The sequence below is a fragment of the Bradyrhizobium sp. CCBAU 11386 genome (genome assembly GCF_028128955.1).
Lineage (GTDB): Bacteria > Pseudomonadota > Alphaproteobacteria > Rhizobiales > Xanthobacteraceae > Bradyrhizobium.
Genome location: NZ_LBKA01000205.1, coordinates 16,053 through 41,120, shown reverse-complemented (window position 1 = coordinate 41,120; position 25,068 = coordinate 16,053). Strand labels below are relative to the sequence as shown.

The 25,068-nt window shown below is 61.9% G+C and carries 25 protein-coding genes; 3 read left to right on the top strand and 22 right to left on the bottom strand.

The window, feature by feature from the left end:
• Positions 1–16: 16 nt before the first annotated feature.
• Positions 17–196, bottom strand: coding sequence for a type IV toxin-antitoxin system AbiEi family antitoxin domain-containing protein (locus XI09_RS15645; RefSeq protein WP_442869597.1), 180 nt, complete (start codon positions 194–196; stop codon positions 17–19).
• A gap of 75 nt (positions 197–271) precedes the next feature.
• On the opposite strand from XI09_RS15645, the gene XI09_RS45785 reads away from it, so the two are divergent.
• Both XI09_RS45785 and XI09_RS45780 read left to right on the top strand, forming a co-directional pair.
• A complete protein-coding gene (locus XI09_RS45785; protein ID WP_333939096.1) occupies positions 272–703 on the top strand; it encodes a LysR family transcriptional regulator in 432 nt (143 codons plus the stop codon).
• A complete protein-coding gene (locus tag XI09_RS45780; protein ID WP_333939095.1) occupies positions 589–879 on the top strand; it encodes a LysR family transcriptional regulator substrate-binding protein in 291 nt (96 codons plus the stop codon). Before XI09_RS45785 ends, XI09_RS45780 begins: the two co-directional genes overlap by 115 nt.
• Before the next feature lie 253 nt (positions 880–1,132).
• On the opposite strand, the gene XI09_RS15635 is transcribed toward XI09_RS45780, so the two are convergent.
• From XI09_RS15635 to XI09_RS15565, 15 genes are all read right to left on the bottom strand, one after another.
• Positions 1,133–1,375 carry a DUF2274 domain-containing protein gene (locus XI09_RS15635; protein ID WP_271567614.1) on the bottom strand — a complete coding sequence of 81 codons (243 nt, stop codon included), beginning with the start codon at positions 1,373–1,375 and terminating at the stop codon, positions 1,133–1,135.
• A gap of 5 nt (positions 1,376–1,380) precedes the next feature.
• On the bottom strand, positions 1,381–2,583 hold the full coding sequence (locus XI09_RS15630; RefSeq protein ID WP_271567613.1) for a TrbI/VirB10 family protein: 1,203 nt from the start codon (positions 2,581–2,583) through the stop codon (positions 1,381–1,383).
• Positions 2,580–3,554, bottom strand: a complete 975-nt coding sequence (gene trbG / locus XI09_RS15625; RefSeq protein ID WP_271567612.1) for a P-type conjugative transfer protein TrbG — start codon at positions 3,552–3,554, stop codon at positions 2,580–2,582. The genes XI09_RS15630 and trbG overlap by 4 nt, the downstream gene beginning before the upstream one ends.
• A gap of 2 nt (positions 3,555–3,556) precedes the next feature.
• Positions 3,557–4,237: a conjugal transfer protein TrbF gene (gene trbF / locus XI09_RS15620; RefSeq protein WP_271567611.1), complete on the bottom strand. Its 681-nt coding sequence runs from the start codon at positions 4,235–4,237 to the stop codon at positions 3,557–3,559.
• Positions 4,238–4,285: 48 nt separating this feature from the next.
• Entirely contained in the window at positions 4,286–5,521 is a 1,236-nt protein-coding gene (trbL, locus tag XI09_RS15615) for a P-type conjugative transfer protein TrbL (RefSeq protein WP_271567610.1), read from the bottom strand.
• Between the two features lie 3 nt (positions 5,522–5,524).
• Complete coding sequence (trbK-alt, locus tag XI09_RS15610; protein ID WP_271567609.1) at positions 5,525–5,869, bottom strand: putative entry exclusion protein TrbK-alt; 345 nt, start codon at positions 5,867–5,869, stop codon at positions 5,525–5,527.
• A 29-nt stretch (positions 5,870–5,898) separates the two neighbouring features.
• Positions 5,899–6,633, bottom strand: coding sequence for a P-type conjugative transfer protein TrbJ (gene trbJ / locus XI09_RS15605; RefSeq protein WP_271567608.1), 735 nt, complete (start codon positions 6,631–6,633; stop codon positions 5,899–5,901).
• A complete protein-coding gene (gene trbE, locus XI09_RS15600) occupies positions 6,630–9,071 on the bottom strand; it encodes a conjugal transfer protein TrbE (RefSeq protein WP_271567607.1) in 2,442 nt (813 codons plus the stop codon). The genes trbJ and trbE overlap by 4 nt, the downstream gene beginning before the upstream one ends.
• A gap of 9 nt (positions 9,072–9,080) precedes the next feature.
• Positions 9,081–9,344, bottom strand: a complete 264-nt coding sequence (locus XI09_RS15595) for a VirB3 family type IV secretion system protein (protein WP_097669057.1) — start codon at positions 9,342–9,344, stop codon at positions 9,081–9,083.
• Positions 9,344–9,667 (bottom strand): TrbC/VirB2 family protein, encoded by a 324-nt coding sequence (locus tag XI09_RS15590; RefSeq protein ID WP_097669056.1) that lies wholly within the window; start codon positions 9,665–9,667, stop codon positions 9,344–9,346. Before XI09_RS15590 ends, XI09_RS15595 begins: the two co-directional genes overlap by 1 nt.
• On the bottom strand, positions 9,664–10,584 hold the full coding sequence (gene trbB / locus XI09_RS15585; protein WP_271567606.1) for a P-type conjugative transfer ATPase TrbB: 921 nt from the start codon (positions 10,582–10,584) through the stop codon (positions 9,664–9,666). Before trbB ends, XI09_RS15590 begins: the two co-directional genes overlap by 4 nt.
• Before the next feature lie 472 nt (positions 10,585–11,056).
• Complete coding sequence (locus XI09_RS15580; RefSeq protein WP_271567605.1) at positions 11,057–12,289, bottom strand: MFS transporter; 1,233 nt, start codon at positions 12,287–12,289, stop codon at positions 11,057–11,059.
• A gap of 103 nt (positions 12,290–12,392) precedes the next feature.
• Positions 12,393–13,055, bottom strand: a complete 663-nt coding sequence (locus tag XI09_RS15575; protein WP_097669053.1) for a hypothetical protein — start codon at positions 13,053–13,055, stop codon at positions 12,393–12,395.
• Between the two features lie 384 nt (positions 13,056–13,439).
• A complete protein-coding gene (locus tag XI09_RS15570) occupies positions 13,440–13,862 on the bottom strand; it encodes a CopG family transcriptional regulator (protein ID WP_271567604.1) in 423 nt (140 codons plus the stop codon).
• Between the two features lie 10 nt (positions 13,863–13,872).
• Positions 13,873–15,849 (bottom strand): conjugal transfer protein TraG, encoded by a 1,977-nt coding sequence (locus XI09_RS15565; protein ID WP_271567603.1) that lies wholly within the window; start codon positions 15,847–15,849, stop codon positions 13,873–13,875.
• 524 nt (positions 15,850–16,373) lie between these two features.
• Between XI09_RS15565 and XI09_RS15560 the strand changes: the two genes are divergently transcribed.
• Positions 16,374–17,183 carry a polysaccharide deacetylase family protein gene (locus XI09_RS15560; protein WP_271567602.1) on the top strand — a complete coding sequence of 270 codons (810 nt, stop codon included), beginning with the start codon at positions 16,374–16,376 and terminating at the stop codon, positions 17,181–17,183.
• A 152-nt stretch (positions 17,184–17,335) separates the two neighbouring features.
• Here the strand turns inward: XI09_RS15560 and XI09_RS15555 are convergent, their stop codons facing one another.
• The 6 genes from XI09_RS15555 to XI09_RS15530 all read right to left on the bottom strand — a co-directional run bounded on the left by XI09_RS15555 (position 17,336) and on the right by XI09_RS15530 (position 24,915).
• Entirely contained in the window at positions 17,336–19,807 is a 2,472-nt protein-coding gene (locus XI09_RS15555; RefSeq protein ID WP_271567601.1) for a putative bifunctional diguanylate cyclase/phosphodiesterase, read from the bottom strand.
• A gap of 746 nt (positions 19,808–20,553) precedes the next feature.
• Complete coding sequence (locus XI09_RS15550) at positions 20,554–20,682, bottom strand: hypothetical protein (protein ID WP_271567600.1); 129 nt, start codon at positions 20,680–20,682, stop codon at positions 20,554–20,556.
• 392 nt (positions 20,683–21,074) lie between these two features.
• Entirely contained in the window at positions 21,075–22,802 is a 1,728-nt protein-coding gene (locus XI09_RS15545) for a relaxase/mobilization nuclease domain-containing protein (protein ID WP_271567599.1), read from the bottom strand.
• 243 nt (positions 22,803–23,045) lie between these two features.
• Positions 23,046–23,588: a lytic transglycosylase domain-containing protein gene (locus tag XI09_RS15540; RefSeq protein WP_442869596.1), complete on the bottom strand. Its 543-nt coding sequence runs from the start codon at positions 23,586–23,588 to the stop codon at positions 23,046–23,048.
• A 356-nt stretch (positions 23,589–23,944) separates the two neighbouring features.
• On the bottom strand, positions 23,945–24,451 hold the full coding sequence (locus tag XI09_RS15535) for a S26 family signal peptidase (RefSeq protein ID WP_271567597.1): 507 nt from the start codon (positions 24,449–24,451) through the stop codon (positions 23,945–23,947).
• Positions 24,451–24,915 carry a DUF2840 domain-containing protein gene (locus XI09_RS15530; RefSeq protein WP_271567596.1) on the bottom strand — a complete coding sequence of 155 codons (465 nt, stop codon included), beginning with the start codon at positions 24,913–24,915 and terminating at the stop codon, positions 24,451–24,453. Before XI09_RS15530 ends, XI09_RS15535 begins: the two co-directional genes overlap by 1 nt.
• Between the last annotated feature and the right edge of the window lie 153 nt (positions 24,916–25,068).

The following is a 25,068-nucleotide window of genomic DNA, read 5'->3' as shown; positions in this document are numbered from 1 at the left end:
AGCCAACGTCAGATCCTCAGGAACGGTTAGGCGGTAGGCGAGGTCGCGAACACCGCCTTTGACGAGCATACGCTTGCCGCTGCCCAGCGACAGCTTCCTTGTCGAGTCTCTTAAGCCACGGGTGCTTATGTCGATCGGCGAAGAAGAACAGGCGCTTGACCTTCACGCCGGCGCAATCCTTCAATAGTTTTTGCAAACGAACAGGGCGCAGATTGCCGAGGCCGCCAAACAGGGCGTCGACCTGCTCCTTCGATCAAAACCTTCTCCCCACGTGGGCAGAGCCCTTGAACTGAAGCACCTGCGCTCTGTCGTGGCCGCGGCCGATTGTGGCAGCCTCCGTCAAGCGGCGGAATTGCTGAGGTCCCAACAATCCTGCCTCAGCCGTAGAATTAACGAGATTGAACACCACTTGGGAATTGCGATCTTCGAGCGCTTCAGCGGCGGTGTGCGCCCAACACAGGCAGGCCGCAGTGTTCTTCGCCTGGCAAGGACAATTCTAGAGGAGTTCGATACTCTGATAGCGACTGCAGAGCAGTTCGGAACGGTGAACCGGTCGGCTCAGCGCCGGATTTTGCACGTCGCTTTCGGTTGGCAATCTTCAAGCGTCCTTGCTGGATTTCAAGCAAGATCGAGCTGGCGGCGGTTGAACGATCACGAACACGCTCGGCAACGGCACTTTACAACGGCGCTCTCGATATCCTAATCGTCACTGGGAGCCGACCACTACTCGACATTAACGCGTTGCCACTGTTGAGCGAGCGCGTTCTGGCCGTCTTACCGCATGATCATTTCGCGGCGCGGGACACTGTCTACTGGACTGATCTGCGGGACGAGACGATGTTGCTGCGTCATTACGATCCGGGAAAAGATTTTTTCTAATCTCCAAGCTCGTATCGCCTGAAAACCGTCCTAAATTCGAGCACCACGACGTCAGCCGCGACATCATCAAGAGCCTAATCAGCATGAATACAGGAATCAGCTTGGTGCTCGAATCCGACATTAACTATGGGGGCCTCGTCTACCGCGAGCTGCGCGACGGCGGCGGTCCGAGCCGCTTCGACTTTTCGGCTTATTGGCGGCCCGACAATGATAACCCAGCGTTGGCCGCCTTCTTGAAGCTGCTCTCCGAGCGCTACCCCTCGCCTCCCCTCGGGCGTTGACGCTCCCGTCGGGCCTTCCTAAAGCTCCTGTCCGCCGCCATGAACCGCGCCAGCATGGGCGCGATTAGTTTTGCCGGATCCTGGGGCCGCTGCCCCGTTTCCTGAGCCAGGATTTCGGCGTAGGCGACAAGGTCCCGGTGGACGCTCGCGGGCAATTCGTGCGTCACCTTGGTCGGCTTATCGTCCTCGATCGCTCCGAGCTTCAGCTTGGCCATTGTCCTCACCCTCTGTACGGTTCGAGCACCAGATCGCGGTTGACGATGACCCTCACCGGAAATCCCGGGCGGATCGTCAAGGTCGGCTGGATGTTGAGATTGCGGCGGACCAGCTGCTGGCCAGTTTGATTCGCGGAATCCCCCGCCCCGCGCCGGAGCGCAGCAATGAGGTCGCTATTCGTGCTACCCGTATCCGCTCCGGAATTCACCTCGGTGCCGACGGCGAGCAGGGTTGAAAGCGCGGCGGCGCCCAAGAGCTCTTTCCAGTGATTGTCGACCTCGTCTTCGAGGCCTGAGTACCCCGCGGCGTCCGCCCCGGGCTGGCGCTCCAGCACGATCGAACGCCCATTCGGCATGATGAGCCGGGTCCAAACCAGCAGCACGCGCGACTGGCCAAAGGCGACCTGGCTGTCGTACGTGCCGATGAGTCTTGCTCCCTGGGGGATAAGGCGGGCTCGGCCGGTAGGGGAATCGTAGACGGCTTCTGTTACTTGCGCCGTGATTTGCCCTGGCAGATCGGACCGAATACCCGTGATGAGAGCAGCCGGAATAACGGTCCCGGCTTGCACCACGAATGGAGAAGCTGGCCTCGTCAGTCGATCTGGGCTGGCGGTGCGGCGATCGACGGATGCACTGACGAAAGCAAGTTTCCGGTCCTGTCCATTCTGCGCGAACGCTTCATCGGATGATGTCGCGGCATTCGAAGGAGTTTCATTGGGCGCCGTCACAGCGGCCGACGGACGGACGTTGGTGCTGGCAAACACCTTACTGGTGCGTGCCGCTTCGCTCTCCTGGTTGACGCGCTGCTGTTCGGGATCAACCCCGAGCGGGCTCGAAGTCGACGACCCTTGGGCGGCGACGATCGGCCGGCCGAGATCGCCTGGCAAAGGAGGCCCGAGACGAGGCACGTTTTTCGGGATTTCGGTGTAGTCCTTGGGCAGGGTTGCAAGCTGATCGGCGACACTGTGGTGATCGGTCGCGTAGAGCCCTTCCGACGCCGGAGTGCGCGATCGCTTCTCCTGCAGAGCCCAGAACACCGCGCCAGAGATGAGCACGAGCACAAGGGCGCCACCACCCGCAAGCACCTTGCGCGACAGGCGCGCCACCTGCTGACGGTCCGGCCGGAGCCGCAGGGTTTCGGCGATCTCGCCCGGCTTAACGCGAGGCGCATCGTTGGGCGTGTCATTTGCGTGGCTAGTATCGCTCACTGCGGCCTCCCGTCGGTCCGCACGATCCTGACCTTCTGATGGTGCTCCTCGCCCAACCTCAGTTCCGCGGCCGCGAACAGCCGGTCCACGATCAGTAGGTTGCCGTAGGCGCGGTAGTTGACGAGCTCGGTCTTGCCGTCAGGCCCGATCACGAACAGCGGCGGCATCTCGCCCTGCCCGATCCCCGGCGAAAACTCGACATAGACCTTGCGGCCATCGTCGTAGGCGTTGACCGGACGCCAGGGCGGGCTGTCGCCCTCGATGGCGTAGCGATAGCGGCGCGCTGCTAGATCCGGGATGAAGGGCGTCGGCGACAGAGCCCGATGACGCGCGCCTCCATCCTCCGGATAGAACCACGCAACCGAAGGCATATAGGGCTTTTCGCGGGAGCGGAGCTCGACCAGGTAAGTGCGCCGGTCGGTGTTGATGACGAGATTGGTCTCAATCGAGGGGCGTGTCGGCTTGACCATGATGTGGACACGACGCGTGTCGCCGTTCCCGCTCTCGGTATCGCCGACAACCCACCGCACCGTATCACCAGCTGCAACCGGCCCCGAGCCGATCAGCTGCTCCCCGGGCTCGAGCGCAATGTCCGTAATTTGACCCGGCGCGGCATAGATCTGATAGAGGGCGCCCGGGCTATAGGAAAACACCTGCACTGCATTGAAGTAGCCGGCTTTGCGCGGCTGCACCCGTGCGGCATCATTTGCCGTTTCGATGCGCTCGATGGGCTCCTTGGCTTCCGCGCTCTTGCCGCCGCGTGCAGCCTTCCAGCTAGGTGGCACATGCAGCGGCCGTGGACGATCATCGGCAGGCGCCGGCAAATCGGGCGGCGGCGGAAGCTCGCTATCATAGCTGATTTGCGGCGGCTTGAACGTGGAGCAGCCGCTAAGAGTGGAGACACAGATTAGAAGAGCCAGAGGCAAGCGCGGTCGCACTTTCCGTGACGCAAGAAGAACATGTGACGGCATGGTCAGCCCAACTCCTTCGACCAGTTGATGGCGTTGACATAGATGCCAAGTGGATTCTTCCGCAGCCGGTCCAGGTCACGTGGCATCTCCACGACGACTGTGAGGATCGCGCTCCATCGCTCGGTCGCGGCGAGTTGACCGTTGTCGTAACGGCGCTCGATCCAGGCCAGACGAAAACTCTCTGGCGAAGCCCGGATCACGCTCGAGACCTCGATTGCAATTTGCATCTTGCCGAGCCTGGCGAACGGATCGTTGTTCCGAGCATAGTCGTTGAGTGCCGCCGCGCCCCGGTCGGTCGTAAAGTCGTAGGCGCGGAGCCAGTTTTCGCGAAGGATGATCGCGTCCATCGGCAGGCCGCGCACGTGCTCGATGAAGCGCGCCAGGTGAAACGCGACTTGCGGGTCTGTCGGCTGATAGCTGGCATTTGCCGGCGCAACCGTCTTTGCTTCACCCAATTGATCGACCTCGACCACCCAAGGCGTGATCGTGCCGTGCGCTGATTGCCAGACCAGAGCGCCGGCAAAACCAGCAGAGAGGAAAAGGCAGCCAAAGGCCATCAAACGCCAGTTCTTGGCCTGAACGCGCGCCGCGCCAATGCGGTCATCCCAGACCTGGGCTGCGCGTTGATAAGGAGTGACTGCTGCCGGTGTGCGGCCATAGTGCACGGCCGATCGTTTGAACATCGTTTGCCCCCAAGAGATGACTGAGAACGGGATTGAAAAGAGAAAGCGTCAGCGATCCCCTTGCGAGAGGTCGACAGATCCGCCTCCTCCGCCATGATCACCCGAGCGAATCGCGTGCGTTGCAGCTGATGCCCCATGCTGGACCGTCTGTGCCCGCTTCATCCGACGAACCCATGCGGGTGCACTGTCTGACGCGCCAGAAGCCTCCCCTTCCCTCTTACCGGCATTGCTCGCGCCATCGCCAAAACCTGCCGCGACCGAGCGCAAGGGGCTTGCAGCAGCCGAACCGCTCGCCTCGAAACCGGCGTGGCTCGCCGTCCGAAACACGCTCGCCGCACCACTCGCAATGGCGCTTCCGCCGCGCGACGCGCCCGCGATGGCGCCGCTGGCGAGACCGGCAGCGCCGGCTGCAAGGCCGGCGCCAGCCGCAATCACCCCACCAGCCGCAAGTCCAGTGCCGACCGCGCTACCCGCGCCAAGCTGCGGGCCGCCAGAAACGATGCCGTTGGCGATGCCTGGTCCGAAGATGCCGAGGCCGAGCAAAGAGAGAGCGCCGAGCACCAGCGCCATCGCGTTCTCGATGGCTGGCTGGTTGCCGCCGAAACCTGCCGTGAATTGCGAGAACAAGGTCGATCCGATGCCGACAATGACCGCGAGGACCAGGACTTTTACGCCTGACGAGATCACGTTGCCCAGCACCCGCTCGGCCGCAAAGGCGGTCTTGCCGAACAGACCGAAGGGGATCAGGACGAAGCCGGCAAGTGTCGTCAGCTTGAACTCGATCAGCGTGACGAAGAGCTGGATGGCCAGGACAAAGAAGGCCAGTAGCACCACGATCCAAGCGAACAGGAGAACCGCGATCTGGACGAAGTTCTCGAAGAAGCTGACGTAGCCCATCAGCGAGGAGATCGAATCCAGGATCGGGCGGCCGGCATCGAGCCCGACTTGGGCGATCCGGCCCGGCCTTAAGAAATCCGCCGATGAGAGGCTCGTGCCCGAAGCCTTCAGTCCAAGACCTGCAAAACTTTCAAAGACGATGCGGGAAAGGCTATTCCAATTGCCGATCAGGTAGGCAAAGACGCCGACGAACAGTGTCTTTTTGACAAGCCGGGCGATGATCTCCTCATCGCTCCCAAAGGACCAGAACAGGCCCGCGAGCGTGAGGTCGATTGCGGCCAATGTGGTCGCAAGATAGGTGACTTCGCCCCCAACGAAGCCAAATCCGGAGTCGATGTAGCGAGTGAAGGTTTCCAGGAACTGGTCGATCACGCCTGTGCCGCCCATGGCTCACTCGCTTTGGCGCGGAATGGAGGGATAACCGGTCGGGAGACGGCTTTCGTCCTTACGCGGCACAGGAGATGGCGATGGCCCGACGCCCGCCCGGCTATCCGCACCGCTTGAGAATCCACTTCCCTTCAAGAACTGGCTGCGTTGTTCCGCCCAGATCTTCTGGCATTCGAGGAGAGCGTCTTTCTGCTTGTAGGTGACGGTGCGGCATTGCTCGAGCTTTGCCGCGATCGGGTCGGGCTTCGCAGCGCCCGAGGCGGAAGATTGGGTAGCGCTCTCGTCGCCGCGCAGACGAATGGCGCAGGCCGCAACGAACAGGACAGCCAGGCTAAGTGCCACCGCCACCGGCAGCCGTTCGAATCTGGACTTTATCATCAGTGGAACATCTGCACGGTTGTTGGTTGATAGCCCTGGCCCTGGATCAGAAAGCGCCGCAGCTGCTCCCTCCCCTGGTCCTGCGCTGCTGCCCGCTGCGCTGCCTGAAGCGTTTGCGCCCGACCTTGCGCGGCCACGGCGGCGGTAAGGTCCGCTAGCTGCTGCGCTTGCAGTGCAAGGAGCTGATTGCCGGCCTGGCTCGCCTGAAGTGCGCCTGACGCGCCCTGGCTCGCGGTGACCAGGGCCGACATCTGGGTCCGATTGGTGTCGAGATTGCCGACAACGCTCGCCTGCACGCGCATGGCGTCCTGCAGCCCGGCAACGGAGTTCTGCCAGCGTGTTTGCGCGTCGGCGACCATGAACCCATCGGACATGCTCGATGATGCGGGTGCGTAAGTTGTGGAAAAGGCGCGATCGATCTGCTGGACGTCGTAGGCGATCCGCTGGGCCTGCGAGAGCAGCTGCTGAGTACGCTGAATCGACTGCTCGAGCTGCTGCAGGGACGAATATGGCAGGCTCGCCAGGTTCTTCGCCTGGTTGATCAGCATCTGCGCTTCGTTCTGCAGAGATGTGATCTGGTTGTTGATCTGCTGCAACTCGCGCGCCGCTGTAAGGACGTTCTGCACGTAGTTGTTGGGGTCGAACACGATCCATTGTGCCTTGCCCTCTCGGGGCACTTGCATGACGGCCATAGCGACCAAGCTCGCTGCCGTCAGCTGACGGAGACGGTTCATGACAAGCTTCCTTCCTTCGCAAGCTGCGGAATGAGATTGCAGGCCCAGCTGAGGTCTCGAGCCTTCAACCACCCAGTGACAAACTCGTCCCGCCCGTGCTCCTTAAGGACTTGCTCAATGAGAGCCTGATCGGCCTTGGAAGACGCGGCTGCAAAGGCAAGCGCGATTTCGCCAAGGCCGAGCTCGAACAGCCGGTTGCCTCGGCGCGACTGGCAGTAGTAATCGCGCTTGGGCGTGGCTCGGGCGAGGATTTCGATTTGCCGGTCGTTCAGTCCAAAACGCCGGTAGATCGTCATGATCTGCGGCTCGATGGCTCGGTCATTTGGCAACAAGATCCGGGTCGGGCAGCTCTCGACGATGGCGGATGCAATTGCGGACCCGTCGATATCCGCAAGCGACTGGGTCGCAAACACGACGGAGGCATTCTTCTTGCGAAGCGTCTTCAACCATTCGCGGAGCTTTCCGGCAAAATCGGCATCATCGAGCGCAAGCCAGCCCTCATCGATGATGAGCAGGGTCGGACGGCCGTCAAACCGGTCCTCGATCCGGTGAAACAGGTAGGAAAGGACCGCGGGCGCGACATCGGTTCCGATCAATCCGTCGGTCTCGAACACCTGGACGGAAGCCTCTCCCAGCCGCTCGCGTTCCGCATCCAAGAGCCGCTCGAAGGGACCACCGAGACAGTAGGGCTGCAGCGCGCGCTTTAGGGCATTGGATTGGAGCAGAACGGAAAGGCCAGTCAGCGTGCGCTCCCCGACTGGCGCGGAGGCAAGCGACGTCAATGCTGACCAGACATGATCCTTCGTCTCGGGCGTGACCTCGATCCGTTCGCGGCCCAAGATCGACGCGATCCAATCGGCTGCCCAGCCGCGCTCGCCAACGTCCTCAATGCGCGCAAGCGGCTGAAGAGCAACGAACGCTGCGGATTCTCCGGCAACCGCGCCGCCAAGGTCATGCCAGTCGCCGCCCATGGCGATTGCGGCTGCGCGGATCGACCCGCCGAAATCGAAAGCGAAGATCAGAGCTTGCGGATAACGGCGGAACTGCAGCGCCATCAGTGCGAGCAGCACGGATTTGCCGGCACCGGTTGGCCCAACCACGAGGGTGTGGCCGACATCTCCGACATGAAGCGAGAAGCGGAACGGGGTGGAGCCTTCCGTCTTCCCGAAGAACAGCGGAGGCGCCTTGAAATGATGGTCCCTCACTTCTCCTGCCCAGACAGCAGACAGCGGGATCATATGGGCGAGATTCAAGGTCGAGACCGGCGGCTGGCGGACGTTCGCATAAGCCTGTCCCGGCAAGCTGCCGAGCCAGGCTTCGACCGCATTGACCGTCTCGGCCATGCAGGTGAAGTCGCGGCCCTGGATCACCTTTTCGACGAGGCGCAGCTTTTCATCAGCTGCACGCGGATCCCGGTCCCAGACCGTGACGGTCGCCGTGACAAAGGCCTCGCCGATCTGATCCGAGCCGAGCTCCTGCAGCGCGCTGTCAGCATCCATCGCCTTGTTGTGGGCATCGGTGTCGAGCAGCGTTGCGGCCTCGTTGGTCATCGCCTCCCTGAGGATCGCGGCGATCGACTTTCGCTTGGCAAACCATTGCCGCCGAATCTTCGTCAGAAGCTTCGTCGCATCCGTCTTGTCGAGCATGATGGCCCGGGTCGACCAGCGATACGGAAAGGCCAGCCGGTTGAGATCGTCGAGAATGCCGGGCGTCGTCGCGCTCGGAAATCCCACGATCGTCAGCACGCGCAGATGCGCCTCCCCCAGCATCGGTTCCAGCCCGCCGGTCAGCGGCTGGTCGGCAAGGAGCGCATCGAGATACATCGGGATTTCGGGCACGCGCACGCGGTGCCGCTTGGTCGAGACTGTCGAGTGAAGGTAGGTCAGCGTTTGCTCGTCATCGAGCCAGCCGCATTCCGGCATGAAACCTTCAACGAGCTGCAGCACGCGGTTGGTCCGGTCCACAAAGCCGGCAAGCACCTCTCGCGCGTCCGCTCCCGCGCCGCGGTGGCTGCCCTCGTAGAGGAGACGCTCTGCCACCGCTGCGCTCTCGGCGGGCGGCAGATAGAGAAACGTCAGGTAGTAGCTCGATTCATAGTGGCTTCCGGCCTCCTCGAACTGCGCTTTGCGCTCCGCATCCACCAAGGCGGAGGCGATATCCGGGAAGATATCCGGCGGATAGCGTCCCGCCGAATGCCGTTGCGACTCCACGAAGATGGCCCACCCGGAGCCGAGACGCCGCAGCGCGTTGTTCAGCCGGCTTGCGACCGCGACAAGCTCAGCCGGGACAGAACTGTCGAGATCTGGCCCTCTGAACCGCGCTGTCCGCTGAAACGAGCCATCTTTGTTGAGGATGATTCCCTCATCGACCAGGGCGGCCCAGGGTAGGAAGTCGGCTAGGCGCGTGTTTGAGCGGCGATATTCGGCAAGATTCATCATTGACCGACTTCAGGTGCTGAGATGACCAGGGACGCGAACGTGGCGGCGCACGACTTCGACGAATTCTGGATCGCGCTTCGCAGCCCAGACCGCGGCCATGTGGCCGATGAAGGCCAGGAGAAGCCCTGCCAGCCACAAGCGCAGGCCGAGGCCGAGCGCGGCGGCCAACGTGCCGTTGAGAATCGCGACTGAGCGTGGCGCGCCGCCCATCAGGATCGGTTCAGTGAGCGCGCGGTGGACGGGCGCGACAAAGCCTGCGACTGGCTCATCCATCAGATCAACACCCCGCCACCGAACGAGAAGAACGACAGAAAGAAGCTAGAGGCGGCGAAGGCGATCGACAGACCAAACACGATCTGGATCAGACGCCGGAAACCGCCTGACGTGTCGCCGAAGGCGAGCGACAGCCCGGTCACGATGATGATGATGACCGCGATAATCTTGGCGACCGGGCCTTCAACCGATTGGAGGATCTGGTTGAGCGGCTGCTCCCAGGGCATGTTCGAGCCGGCGGCCCATGCCGGTTGAGTTGCCAGATAAAGAGCCGCGAATGCGATGACTGAAAAGCTCCGGCCAAGAGATGATGGCGTGGTCATGACTGATCTCCGATCTTCGAAAGGCTGTAATCGCCCGATGGTCCGAGCCCGGTGACAGAGGCGATCTCGCTCATGCGTCGCTCGGCACCACGGCCGGACAGCACGGCGATGACGTTGATGGTCTCGGCGATCAGCGCGCGCGGGACCGTCACGACGGCCTCCTGGACGAGCTGCTCGAGCCGCCGCAGGGCTCCAAGCGCGGTGCCGGCGTGAATCGTGCCGATGCCGCCGGGATGGCCCGTCCCCCAGGCTTTCAAGAGGTCTAGCGCCTCGGCACCGCGCACCTCGCCGACCGGGATGCGGTCAGGCCGCAAGCGAAGCGATGAGCGCACCAGATCCGACAGCGAGACGACGCCGTCCTTGGTCCGCAGCGCCACAAGGTTCGGCGCCTGGCATTGAAGCTCCCGCGTATCTTCGATGAGGACGACGCGGTCTGACGTTTTGGCGACCTCGGCCAGAAGCGCATTCGTCAACGTGGTCTTGCCGGTCGAAGTGCCGCCCGCGACCAGGATGTTCTTCCTTGCGGCAACCGCCTCGCGCAGCGCGCTCGCCTGCTCCGCGTTCATGATGCCGGCAGCGACATAGTCGGCGAGGCCAAAGACGGCCACGGCGGGTTTACGGATCGCGAACGCCGGCGCGGCCACGACCGGCGGCAGCAATCCTTCGAAACGTTCGCCCGTTTCCGGCAGCTCGGCCGAGATCCGGGGCGAGCCCGGATGAACTTCGGCGCCGACATAATGCGCCACCAGGCGGACAATGCGCTCGCCGTCGGCCGGAGGTAAGCTCTCGCCAGTGTCAGTGAGCCCGCTCGACAGCCGATCGATCCACAGCCGGCCATCTGGGTTGAGCATCACCTCGACGACGGAAGGATCTTCCAGGAAGCCTGCGATTGCGGGCCCTAACGCCGTGCGGAGCATGCGCGCTCCGCGTAGCTCAGCTTCCGAATGAAATGAATGGATGACCACGACTGCCCCAAGGAAACCGAGGCAGCTGACGATCAGCGGCCTCTCATGGGGACAACTAGAAAAGGCAGAACCTGCGCCATCGCAACAAGGGGACCACGTCGTTCGTAGCCTGGCGTAGAAAGAGAAAGATTCGGAAAAAATGTCATTGACGAGCCGAAGAACGGGGGCATTGCGACATCAGCCCAACGACAGCCTGGCGTCACCACGCCCCACTTTCATCCGCCTGTAGGATGACAAGCTCCGCTGGTGGACTAACGACCTCGACCGAGCTCGAGCCGCCCGCGCCACGACGTGTGCGGAAGCTCCAACCCTTCCTTTCAGGCCAACGAGCCATGGCCGCAGCCGGGCGATAGCCTCGCGTCACCACGCCTTATCTTCATCCGTCTCCAGGATGACAACCTCAGCCGCCGGGACAATGACCTCATCAGAGCTCCATCGGCCCGTTCCTTGACGTGCGACCAAAGGTCCAACCCTCCCTTTTCAGGCCTCCGAACCACGGGACGGCAAAACAGACGAGCGTCGCCAGCTGCAGCAACACGTTCACTCCGAAAGCGATCTGGTAGGCGATCAAGGGATAATGCCCCGCCTGGAGAGGCCATTGCTCCAGAATCAGTCCCGTTCCGTACTGCACGATGAACGCCCAGCCAAATTGCAGGACGTTCAATGCGCCGTTGGCTCGCGCGACGAGTTCAGTCGGGAAATAGTCCCCTATGATGGCGTAGGTCAGAGCTGTCGCTGATGCGGCGACCGATACGGCGTACCAGGGAAGAAGTGACAGCCAGGGCGGATGCAGGATCAGCACAAGCTCAGCGCCGATCAACATCACCGCGACGACCGCAAAGAGAGCTTCCGTTGTCTTGCCGCGACGGCGCACCCAGTTTGCAAGCAGGCCCAGGAGCAGGGCACTGAGACTCAAAGTAAGCGCCATGGCGAACAGTTCATCGACGAGACTCGTTCGGTCCAGCCGCTCGACATCGTCAAGCCAGGGTGCCGCCCACAAGGATTGCAGTGCCCAGGCCGATCCGATGCAGGTCGCCGACAGAGGCGCAATTCGCCAGAAGCGCGCGTCCGAATAGATGGTTTTCAGGGTGGCAGGCTTCGTGCTCGGCAGAGCCCCCGTGGATCGTTCTGGAACCACAAGATAAATCAAAATGCCAGCAAGCGCAGTCACTGCCGCCAGCGCCTCGAATAACCCCCTCCAGCCGATCCCGTCCAGGAGCACCTCGGCCGGCGCTGTTGCTGTGACCGCCCCCAATGATCCCAGCATGATCATGAAGCCATTGAGAAGAGCCATACGTTCTCTCGGAAACCAGAGGACGATGATTTTTAAGCCTGACATCAGGGCGGCTGCGGTTCCAAGCCCGATCATCGCCCGACCAACGAGGAGCGACAGGATTCCCGTTGATAGTCCAAAGAGCGCGGCACCCGCTGCAGCAACGCCTAACAGTGTGCTCTGGACCCGCCGCGGGCCGAAGCGGTCCAGACACATGCCGATGGGAATCTGGACCGCCATGACGATCAGGAAATAGATCGACGTGAGCAGCCCAATATCGGCAGCGCCAAGCCCGAGATCAGAGGTGAGGCGTCCAGCAATCAGCGTATTGATCGTCCGGAACAGGTAGGACAGGTAGTACCCGGCCGCGAAGGGAAGAAACACGCAGGCGATGAGCCGCGAAACTGGAAGGCGCTCGAGGCGTTTTTCGGAGAATATTTTGCTCAGCCCTTGTTTCGGCGCGCTTCTCCCGGCCCGGTCGGCCAGCTCAACAGAAGGAGTTGGGCAGGCTCCGAAAGTTCAGACTGCTGCCGCCCTCCTCGGCGGCAGCGCTCGGCTCGGTTTCTCCACGCGCGGCGGCTGCGGACGAAGCTTCCCGATTTAATTGCTCTGGCGCCGTAATGCCTGATGGGCGGCCGTGAGCTTCAGACGCAGGTCGACTGGCCCTTCCCAGCCGATCGATGGTCTCCCGTATCAATGGCTGTCCGAGCCGAACCCGGCGCTCGACCTGCTCGACCAATACCTTGAAGCGCCGCTCGCCGAGCAGGCACGCCTCCCGCTGCTCCGATGGCGGCATGGGAGGTGTCACGGTGAGGTGATAGCGCGCATGCAGACCCACCGTCTCGGCAATGATCGCGATCTCGCGCTCAAGCCTCGCCATCTGGCCACTCATGCGCTCCAGAGCCTCATGAACGCCCCCCTCGATCGGCAGCGCAGGACTGAAAAAGCGCTCAAGTGCCGTCTCGACGACCACGCTCTTGCCGAGTCCCGGGCGATCGGTCGCAGCTTCAAGCCGCTCGACCATGCTCTCGGAGAGCTGCACAGTGACCTTCTTGGTTCGCGGAGCTTCGTTCGAGACCGGCTGGGCATCGCTACCAGCTTGATTCAACTTCGAGCTGGGCTGGCTTTCGAGGCCTTCATCGACTTGCATATTTCCGTGTTCCCCACTTTGCGACCGCTCAAAGCCACACGACGGGCGTGTCCAGCCCGCGACGCAGATCCGATCGATAACGATGAATCGCCCCAGCGATGACGGGCTCACAAAGAAGCAGGCCAAACACGACATCAACCGCACGAACATGCCCGTCGCGCTCTGGCGTAGGCAAAGAAAGGAAGGGTGGCCTGATCAGAGCCGGACCTGTTCGGCTCGCGGGGCCAACATCCCAAATGACGGCTATGGAAGCGTTGGACTTGAACGAGGCGTCAGTCCCTTCGTCGCTTCACGGCTGGCTGTCGGTGCAAGAGCCGAGCTATCTCGGAATCGGTCTTCAGAAACGAGAGCCGTTAAATCGCCCATCTGCTGCGGAAACCTTCCTCACTCAGGTTTCTCCGAGGCGTCAAAGTCCATGCTCACTTCTTTAATAACGGTCGATCCGCTGGAAAGCCGCCGTCCGAGCGCTTCAACAAAGCGATTGTAGCGCTCCGCCCCTTTGGCGCGCGCGGCTGGTCCCGATTGTTCAGGGAGCGCCGGGGTCGAGGTCAGCCAGAAGCGGATGAACAGCGCAATCGTCTCAAGCGTTACACCGTCGTTGCGTTCAAGGCGTTCGAGTACGCGCGCGATCCGGTCGAGCCGCTTGGCGATCGCCGCCTCGCGCCGATCGGAATCGTCCGGGCAAAGGAACGAGGCGATCGCGGCCTCGGCGACCAACGACTTGGACTGGCCACGATGATTTGCGAAGCTATCGAGGCTCTTGGAGATCTCCGGATCGAGGTAGATGCTGAGCTGGGTCTTCTTCATTTTGACAGGCTCAGAGGTCCATGCCATCGTCAGGGTCGAGGCTGACGTTTCGCGCGACGCCCTGAGTAGATCGGCTGAACGCTTGCGCCTGGACGGCATCGGCGTCACCCTCATCCAGGCCTGCATCGAACTCATGTTCGGCAAGCGGCACCTTGACCTCGATCTCCTCATGCTGCGGCAATTCCGGCTCCCGGCGAAGGCCTCCGTTCGGGTCGTCGCTCTTGCGCTTGCGGCTCGTGAGCAGCACGCTCGAAGGAGAAATTGACGCTTGCGATGACCAGTCATCGGGCTGCGCAGCCAAGGTGGCACGTTCGGGGCCCGGCGGCTTCAGCACCCGCCGCTGGAACTGCGGATCCTCGTAGTAGCGGACCTTGGTGGCACGCAGCGGGTGCACTCCGGAAACCATCACGATCGCCTCTTTGGGCGAGAGTTGCATGACTTCGCCGGGCGTTAGCAAGGGCCGCGAGGTTTCCTGGCGGCTTACCATCAGGTGTCCAAGCCATGGGCTTAACCGGTGCCCGGCATAGTTCTTCATGGCTCGCAGCTCGGTGGCGGTCCCAAGCGCGTCGGAGACGCGCTTGGCAGTCCGGTCGTCATTGGTCGAGAAAGCGATCCGGACATGGCAATTGTCAAGAATCGCGTGGTTCGGTCCATAGGCGCGTTCGAGCTGATTAAGGCTCTGGGTGATGAGAAAGCTGCGGATGCCGTAGCCAGCCATAAACGCGAGCTGGCCCTCGAAGAAGTCGAGCCGGCCAAGGGCTGCGAACTCATCGAGCATCAGGAGGAGCTTCTGCCGGCGCCGGTCAGGATCCAGGCTCTCGGTCAACCGCCGCCCGATCTGGTTGAGGATGAGCCGGATCAAGGGTTTTGTCCGGACGATGTCGGATGGCGGAACGACGAGATAGAGTGAGACGGGTCGAGGACCGTCGACGAGATCGCGGATGCGCCAGGCGCTCCGTGCGGTGATCTTGGCAACCACCGGATCGCGATAGAGCCCCAAGAAGCTCATTGCGGTTGAGAGAACGCCCGAGCGCTCGTTCTCGCTCTTGTTGAGGAGTTCTCGCGCAGCCGAGGCCACGACGGGATGGACGCTGGTTCCAAGATGGGCCGTTGCGAGCATTGCGTTCAGCGTCACCTCAATCGGACGGGCTGGATCCGACAAAAAGTTTGCGACGCCCGCGAGCGTCTTGTCGGCTTCCGCGTAGAGGACATGCAGGATCGCGCCGACGAGCAGCGAATGGCTGGTCTTTTCCCAATGATTGCGCCGCTCCAGCGCACCTTCAGGGTCGACGAGGATATCAGCGATGTTCTGGGCGTCTCGCACCTCGCAATCTCCACGACGGATCTCCAGAAGCGGATTGTAAGCGGCGCTGGCCGGATTGGTTGGATCGAACAACAGCACGGGTCCAAAATGCGCGCGCCAGCCGGAGGTCAGCTGGAAATTCTCCCCCTTGATGTCATGAACAATGGTCGATGCGGGCCAGGTCAGAAGGGTTGGGATGACAAGGCCGACGCCCTTGCCCGATCGCGTCGGGGCAAAGCAGAGCACATGCTCGGGCCCGTCATGCCGCAGATAATGGCCCTGAAACCGGCCGAGCACGACGCCATCAGCCCCCAATAGGCCTGCGCGCCTCACCTCCCGCGCGTCGGCCCAGCGCGCGGAGCCGTAGGTGGTGACGTCTCTCGCCTCTTGTGCCCGAAAGACCGAAAGCATCATTGCTAACGCAATTGCCGCGATGCCGCCGCCCGCGGCAATGGCGCCGCCCTGAAGGAAGATGCGGGGTGCGTAAGCATCGAATTGGAACCACCAGACGAAGAAGGCTGCCGGCTGGTAAATCGGCCAATGCCCGAGCCTGAACCACGCGGGTCCAAGCTGCGGCTGAAACGCAAGTTGCCAGGCGGTCCATTCGGTCGCCGCCCACAGGAAGGCGAGCACGACCAGACAAACCAGGATTACCTGATGCCAAATGATCTTCGTCGCGGACATTGATTTAGATGTGGACACCACCTCCGTGCTGCACACAACAAGAGCCACGCGCACGTCGCAATCGCGCGCGTCGCAGCGCAGGATCTGCGGCGCAGAGCGAAATCTGCGTTTGCGCTCAAAGCGCCAATCGACGCTGTGGAGACCGGCGATGCGCCTACGCACCGTGCAGAACCGTGCAATGATGCATGGCGCTCCGCAAAGACAATGATCTCCACAGACGAACAGCAGTCACTGTCTCAGCCGAGCGCTTGCGTCGAGATTCCGGTAAGACAGGCAACACCAGGGATTTGCTCAGACCCCGTTGCTGATGCACCGTCGATCGGACCAACTTGAGTTCACGGCGCTCCTTTCCGCAAGGTCGCGTTGTCTCGATCGCCTCAGGAGCGGTTTAAGCGGTCACGGCGAGGTTCGGCGACGTTTTTGCGCGCGACATACCATGGATGCGCAGCAATCCCGCGACAGGCATCGAATAATCTGCGGAGTGACACGGGGTCACCTCACAATCAAGGTCGCACCAAGCGCAAATGACAAAGTTGCGCCTGCACAGATTGGCTTCTCGGCTCGGCTGCGCTGCAATAGTGGTGCTTGCCGGCGTCGCCGCGACAAACGCGGCGGGCTGCCCGCGGCCGAATGCACTGGGCACGTCACGCGTTCTCGCTGTCGATGCGACGACCTATCCGCGCGTGGGATTAAACAACTTTCCAGAGACCCTTCCTCTGGCGGACCATGAGATCGTCCTCACCTTCGATGACGGGCCGCGTCCGCCGAACACGGAAAAGGTGCTGGCGGCGCTCGCACACGAATGCGCACGGGCCACGTTCTTCCTGGTCGGCAGGTCCGCCGCGGAATTTCCTGCACTCGTTCGGCGCATCGCCGCCCAGGGCCATACGATTGCGCACCATAGCTGGTCGCACCCGATGATGTCGAAGATTCCGTTCGAGCAGGCGAAAGAGGCCATCGATCGCGGTATCGCGGCCGTTGAAATGACGCTCAACGGCGTTTCGACTAAAACCCCGTCGACACCCTTCTTCCGCTTCCCATATTTCGACGCGACGCCTGCGACGCTCGATCTCTTGCAGTCGCGCGGGATCGTCGTGTTCGGAGCTGACGTTTGGGCGAGCGACTGGGAGAACGTCACCCCGGAGCAGGAGCTCAAGAATGTGATCGAGCGGCTCGAGGCCGCTCGTAAGGGCATCATTCTGCTGCATGACGCGCAGCCCCGAACGGCGGCCATGATGCCCGCGTTCCTACGCTACCTGCATGAGAACGGGTATCGGGTCGTGCATCTGGTACCCGCTATTTCGGCCCAGAAGAACGCCGAAGTGCCACATTGATGCCTAGCGTCACGTCGCTCCCTGCCATCATAGCGCTCGCAGAAAGACGCGCATTGGCGAGAGCACGACAAGGGCGCTATAGATCGTTTCTGGGCGGTATCGCGACCCGATCGGGATCGAAGATAACGAACCTGTTGATGTGGCGTCGCAATTCAGGCCGCTTTCGACGCTCTTGCGCCAAAACGAAGCAAAAGCTGCCCCACCTCGGCGGCCGGCCTGGCGGCGCTGAACAAGAATCCTTGCACCTCGTTGCAGCCCTCGGCGCGAAGCCAATCGAGCTGCTCGGTGGTCTCCACCCCTTCCGCGGTCGTGGTGATGTTGAGGCTGCGTCCGAGGCCCGAGATCGCGCGCACGATGGCGCCGCAGTCGGAACGTATCGCCAGATCCTTTACAAAGGAGCGATCGATCTTGATCTTGTCAAAAGGAAAGCTGCGCAAGTAGCTCAGGCTGGAATAACCCGTTCCAAAATCGTCCAGTGAGATGGAAACTCCAAGCTCGCGCAGCTGGTGAAGAATCGCGAGATTGGCCTCGGTCTCGGCCAGGAATACGGACTCGGTGATTTCGAGCTCGAGCCGCTTAGGCGCCAAGCCCGAATTGGCCAGTGCTGAAATCACCACCTGGACGAGGTGAAGGCTACGGAATTGTGCCGGCGACAGGTTGACCGCGACCTTGATCTCGGACGGCCACTTCACCGCCTCGTTGCAGGCATCGCGCAGCACCCACTCGCCGAGGGGCGCGATCAGTCCGATTTCCTCTGCCAACGGAATGAACTCCGCGGGTGAGATCATGCCCTTCTCCGGATGGCGCCAGCGCAGGAGCGCCTCAAACCCTGAGATCTTGTCGCTCGCGATGTCGACCAGGGGCTGATAGTGCAACTCGAACTCGCTATCGGCAAAGGCGCGGCGCAGGTCGAGCTCCAGCTCGCGGCGTCGCTGCGCCTGGTAATCCATCTCGCGCTCGAAGAAGCGATGTGTGCCGCGGCCATCCTCTTTGGCGCGATAGAGCGCCATATCGGCGTTGCGCATCAGCTCCTCGCTGCTCGTACCGTCGCCTGGTGAGAGCGCAATTCCGACCGACGCGCCGATCACCACCTGATTGCCGTCGATCTCATAAGGCGCACTCAAACTCCTGATCAGTTCGGCCGCGAAATCGCTTGCCCGGTTCGGCGAGATGTCGTCGGTCAGGATGACGGCAAATTCGTCTCCGCCGAGCCGTGCCGCCAGATTGTTGCCGGCGACACGCGAGCGCAACCGGTCGGCCACCTGCTCGAGCAGGTGATCTCCCATGGCATGGCCGAATGAATCGTTGACGTTCTTGAAGAGGTCAAGGTCGATGCACAGCACCGCGACGTGTTTGCCGGCTGCATTGCCGTTTTCGAGTGCGTCGCCTAGCCGCTCCCGGTGGAGCGCACGGTTGGCAAGGTTCGTCAATCCATCGTGGAGTGCCATATGGGCGATGCGGGCCTCGGCCTTCCGTCGTTCGGTGATGTCGACCACCACGACCAAATAGCCCTCGCGGCCCTCGATTATGAGGCGTCGCCCGAAGGTAAGCACACAAATCTCGCTGCCATCGGCCTTGACATGACGCCAGGGATGTTCGGACTGATAGATATCTCCGGCGTCCCGTAGCGCCCGCGTATAGCCGACCTGCTCGTCTTTTGGCCAGATCTCCTGAACTTTCATTCGCAGGAAAGTCTCGCGGGCATAGCCATAGTGCTGCACCGCCGCGTCGTTAACCCTCACAAAGTCCATCGTCTCGGCGTCGAAGGCCCACATCGGCATTGGATTGCTGTCGAACAGCAGCCTGAACGAGGCGTCTCGGCGCTTCAAGGACGTAACGTCGGAAATAACCAGGGACACGATATTGCCGAAGGCGCTAACCCCCAAGCGCAGGCTCCGATTATCGTCTTCGATCTCGAACTGGTCACTCTGGTCGTTCGTGACCGCAGCCCGCAACCGCCCTACAACCTCTTGCGAACAGAGCAGATGGTCTGAATTGCTCAGACGCTGCCACAGCAGGCTGTGTTCTGCCACGTCGAGGAGCTTCACCGCCGCTTGATTATGGTGCACGACCTGAAAATCAAGCGGCCTGCCCGTCGGATCGCGAAGGGCTGAGAGCGAGACTACGCCGTCATCAGTCGTGCAAAAGATCGCATCGATTAGATTGAATTCCGTGCCGCGCTCGTTGACATAGGCGCCGACCAGTGTGCCGCCCCAACGCGAGAAGGTCGGCAGGGCCAGCACATCGTACGTCCGCACCATGCCTGCGCGCACGCAATGTGCGGCCGCGAGATAGGGACGGTTGTTTGCAATCGCGTTCGAGACTGCCTCACTGAGGACTGTCGCACAATCGGGGCGTAGCGCATCCATCGGAATGTTCCAGCGCGCATCGCCCAGCCAATTCTGCGCATAGCGACCAGTGCGCGAAACAGCAAACGCGCCATTGTCACACTTGAGCAGCACCAGATGATCGGCGAGCCGCCCGAGGCTCCCGAGCAACACATTTTCATAGCGGGGAAGCGTTTCGCCGGGCTTGAGCGCAGCCTGCCACTTGCGCCGCAGGACCGGCACGTCATCGAACAGCTTCGCATCCAATTTCGTGGATTGACCCTTGGCAGCATTCATCACACGCCCCCGAGACCTAAACTTCCTGCCCGCGCGACATCAAATCCAGCTCGGCTTAATTCGCTGTTAAAGCGATGACGCAGTCAGCTCTGGTGCGGCTCACCAATAGCCGCTCCGAGGACACCCCTCGTGATCGTCTTCGACGCATCTCGACGCAGGAAATCGTCGGCACGGCGGATAATTCGACTGAAATACGCCGGTAGGAAGCAGTATGACGAGGAGAAACTTCCGGCGAGCGGTTTGAATGTCGCATAGCGACCCGCGGAGCGTTCCATCAATTATCCGCGTAATGTTTGTTCGATGTCGGATTTGTAATAACTCCGATCTGCCGAACGGACGAAATTGCTTCTAACTTCGTTCTAGCGCGCAACGCCGAGAATGGCACCAAGCAACCCAAAAAGGGTTCCAGCTTATCAACGTGCATCTATGTGAATTTTGTGAGCACACGGACAAGGCACTGGGCATCAGCGAGCGATCCGCGATGATGATCTTGCCTGAGACTCCGGACCCAAGGAGATGCGGCGCAAACAAGCACATGTCAAAGAATTATGACGGCGTGCAGCGCGAGGAGGCCAGGCATGAGAAAGAGCGATGTAACGTGTTCCGAGTGCGGTGCTGGCTTCCGCCGTCTTGAGCTTACGTCTGAGCGCGGCATCGAATGCAAGTACCACTGCCCTGCTTGCGGCACACTGATCGAAGCGTGCGGGTCGGATCACCTCATTGTTTACCGGCTGACGGTGCAGCCATCAATCAAAGCGGTCCGCAATCAGTAATGCCTTCTCAGTTGGCGCGCGCTGGACAGGTGCTCGGTGCTGCCACTTGAATTGTTCATGTTCGATGGCGAGATCGAAGCCGGCCTTGTACACCTTGTACACGGGGGCGACGCCTTGAGCTTGAAAAGCACTGGTTGGTTGAGCAGCTCATAAGCTAGCGCGGGCATCGACAGCAAGCTCGACCTTCGCGCCGCGGAAGGCTCTTCCGTATGCTTGCTTTTGCGCCATAGGAAAGCTCATCAGGCATCCCGAGCGAGCGCCGATGAGCCGCCAAACAACGTGCCGAAGAGTACGACGGTGACCGAGATCGGCCATAGGGCGTTGGTCCAGCTCGTCTCGACCGAGATGATCGCCGCCATCTCGCGCCGTCGTGGCGCACGGCTCCAGACGATCTGCGGACATGCACCGAGGCAATGCGGCAACGGCAGGTGACTGTGCAACGGCAATCCGCTCGACGTCGTAGGAGCGCGCAGTTTGGCGCGGGGATCGGCGGGTCAGAGCGAGAGGTCGCGCTTGCGCCCGAAACTCCAATCCACGCCGCCAGGACCGGCGATGCCGTTCACCTGCCTGCCCAGCTCACGCTCCAGCGACGGTAGCCACGGCACGAGCTGAAAGCCCAGGCCATTGTCGATCATGGCGAAGCGGCCCGACGCCAGCGACAGCCGTTGGCGATAAGTCCCGGTAACGGCCTCGCCCGCCTCGGCCGGCAAATGCGTCAGCCCCGTTTCAGAGGCCAGGCGCCGGCCTACGATCTCGAGCTCGCGGTTGCGCAGGGTCCCAATCAGGTTACGGCCAAGCGTGATCTTGTCGCCGTCGCGGCGGGCAAGGCCCTGCTCCGCCAGCACGTCGATCCGCCGATCGAGTGCAGCGCGGACCTCAGCACCGAAGCCGGCCCGTGAGAGATCCACGGGGTCACGCGCGACGAGGCGCCGGTCGAGCCAGGTCGCCCCTTCCGCCGCCACCTGCTGGTCAAGACTGAGGTCTGAGCGGACGGCCAGCGCGATCCGCTGCCGGCCCCTCGTATCCTCGAAACGCCGCAGTTCCACGATGCCGCCAATAGGCCCGTCGCCAGCCGCTTCGATGTCGGGGAGCTTGAGATGATGCACCCTTCCGTCGATCCCGTCGACAATGGCAAAAGCTGTGCCTTTGAGCTCGTCATCGAGCCCGTGCCCCACGAGCCGACCGATCAAGGGTTCGCCGTGGTGTTCGCCTTCGAGTGCCCAGGATGACGGTGCGCGCGTGGCGCCATCCTTTGTGAGGCTCCTGTGCAGCCGCTTGATGATGTCGCCACGCTCGCCAAGCTCTCGCAGGCGCTGCTCTGCATCTGCCGCCAGCACCCAGCGCGCCGGCCCGGCCGGCTCGGCCAGGCCCAGCCGCTCGAGGGTGCGCATCCTTCCGATCCGGATCTCCCGCAGCGGGTCTCGCGCGGCTTCCCGGTCCGGCCGGAGGTCAATGACTCCATCCGCGGCGCTCGCTTCCCGGGCAAGCGCCCGGTCGAGCCTGGTCCAACGTTCAGCCGCCACGTCCCTGTCGAGGTTTTGGCGGATCTCGAGCTCTGAACGCGGGCCGAGTTCGCGGGTCACAAGGTCGACGGCCCGGGCGCGCAACCCCGTTGAGATATAGTCACGGCTGATAACGAGGTCTTTTCCGTCATCGTCGCGGCCGCGCACGAGGATGTGGATATGCGGATGCTCGGTGTTCCAATGATCGACCGCCACCCAATCGAGCCGGGTGCCAAGGTCCCGCGCAGCCTGATTCATCAGTTCGCGGGTGAAGGTCCGTAAGCTTTCCAGTTCCGCGGCATCATCGGGCGAGACGATAAATCGGAAATGATGCCGATCACCTTCGCAGCGCTCGGCGAAGGCGCGGCCGTCTGCCTCGTCGCCCGCCGCGTCAAAGAGCTTTCCTGGTGCCCCGTCGCGGGTAACCCCATCACGCTGGAGATAGCCGATATGGGCACGCAGCGCGCCTGGCGAACGCATCCGCCGCACAACACGCGCCTTGACGATGGCGCCGCGTGCGCGGTTATTGAGGAGCCGCGACGCGGCAAGGCTCGCCGCGCGGCCGCGCCCAAACGTGCTGCCGCGCCTCACGCCACTACGAGAAAGCCCGCCCGCCTTCTGCGCCGCCGTGAGCACCTGCGCCAGAAAGGATTTTGTCCGAGCCCCGCGGGTCGAGCGGATGCGGCCGGGACGGATGCGGAAATCGTCGTTTTTGGCCATCGCGAGCTCGCAAGGTGTCGAAAGCTGAGCAACGATGATGCGTTGCTGAGAAATGCAGGTTGCGCGGGAACGTGCGCAATGTTTGCGAGATCACTGGAATTCTCCGGTTCTCCTCGCCCCATCCGACCGACCGCACCTTGCGGTTTTTATCCTGCCCTCCCCGCTCGTCCAATCCATGCTCATTCCCAACCGCCTTCACGGCTGCGATGGCCCTCGCCAGCACGCGACGAAATGCGATTTCACTCATCGGTGCGGCAACTCGTCTGAACGAGGCACAAACAGGCCCGTCGCGCGCGGCACAAGCGCTGATGTGGACGCCGTAGCAAAGTGTTGCGACGAACCGAGCGATTGTTGAGCCGATGTCGATGGACCGTTAGCGAACGCGTTGCCGGATCGTCGAACAAACACGGTTGCCTGCGGCGCGTCGACGATCTGTCCCGTCATCGCACGACCGTGCTCGCGCCGGCTAATGCCGAGCAAAACTGCAAGTCGCCGAACGTAGGCTTGCGTTTCATCGGGAAGCGTTCGACCTGCAACCAGGTGCTCTTCATATCGCTTTGGACCAGCGTTGTAGGCCGCAAGAAAACCTTCCGTTCCGAAGCGATCGAGCATCTCGCGAAGATACGCCGTACCAGCCACAATATTGTCGTGAGGATCAAACGGATCCAATCCGAGATCATGCCGAACGCTCAGATCGATCCATGTCTGGGGCATGATTTGCATTAGACCGAGAGCGCCCCGCGTCGATACGGCATTCACTTTCCCACCACTTTCGACGTCGATCACCCTCAGGATCCAGTGCTCCGGAATCCCGAATCGAAGAGAGGCCTCGGCCACGAATGCTGCATATGCAGTAGACCGAGCGGCGCTCGATGAGCGCGTTGTTTGTGCGAGCGATGCTGATTCCGCTCTGCAGGTCGATGGCAAGCCGCGTGTTTGCAGGATACTGAGGCAGCAAGCGATGGTAGCAGTCGCCAACTGACGGGCGGCAGCTGAGCACAGCACAGCTTTGGCTCGACGTTGCGGTATGCAACGGCAGCACTTGTCCATACTGACTCTCGAGATCAAGGCCGCAAAGGAGGGCCGGCGTTGCGCTTCCCGAAACGGCCGGATCGCAGGCTGGTGGGGCAAGGAGGACATACTCACTCCTCCTTGGTCCAGACTGGAATTGCCCGGCCAATGACCGCTGATCTCGCGATGGGCCCGAAATAGCGGCCATCCAGCGAGTCTGGCGACTGCCAATTCATGAGGAAGACTTCGTCAGCGGCTATGACCCGGCAGCCCCGCCACGCCGGCAATGGTCTGTCGCGGCTGTCGCGCTCGCGTGCCGCGCCCATTTCGATGTTGTCGACAACAATCGAAAGCCCAGTCCTGCAGACCGTTTGCCCCGGGAGTCCCAGCACTCGTTTGAGCATCGGCACGCCGATCGGCAAGTAACCGTTGAGGTCGAGGAAGCTGGCCAGCGGCTCGGGCGGCCGAACGACCACCAATTCAGTAACATTCAAGGGGGCGGCATCTCGCATGCGATAGAGTCCGATCGGAACGCTTTGGGACGCGTTCCAGATGTAGGATGGTGCCGCCTGTTCGCCCGATGACAGGGCAAGCGCCGTGGCGCCAAGCATCGCGACAACGATAGCGAACCGTGCCATCAGAACGTTATCCTTCGTCGGTTGAGCCATGCTTGGTGGCGCGCGCGGGTGTAGGTCCGTGGGCCTTCGTTGACGGACAGGCGGTTGTGAACGTGATGCCAATATTCTGGGGCAGCATCGGCGGGGTCGATCCCGAGCGCCTCCACAGCTTCGATCAATTGCAGCGCGCGCTCGACCTTGGGCCAGCCGGAAAGTCGCAGAAAACTTTCTCCGCCAGGGCTGATCCATGGCACAGTCGAGTATGGCTGCCCTGGTGCGACCGCGCGCAGAATGTCGATGCGAGATAGTACTGTCCCGAAGTCATTTGATGTCCAGCGGACGAATGCGAAGATGCTGCCGGACGGAAACGAGAGCACGCGGCGATGAACATCGATGATCTTTTCCCCGACAGGTTTGCCGAACCGAATCCGGTTCTCTATGCGTTTTTCGATCCACAGGAGCTCAACGTCTGTTAGTTCACTCAACCGAGGCCTCCGTGTGCTGAAAGGCGTTTTTGAAGGATCCAAGGCGCTGCCGCCGGACGCGCAGGCGCAGATTTGGAGGCCGGCTGTGCAGCCGCGGTGAACCGAACAAACATCGGCGCTGCCGAAGCCGTGCAGCGAATTCCGGCCACCGCC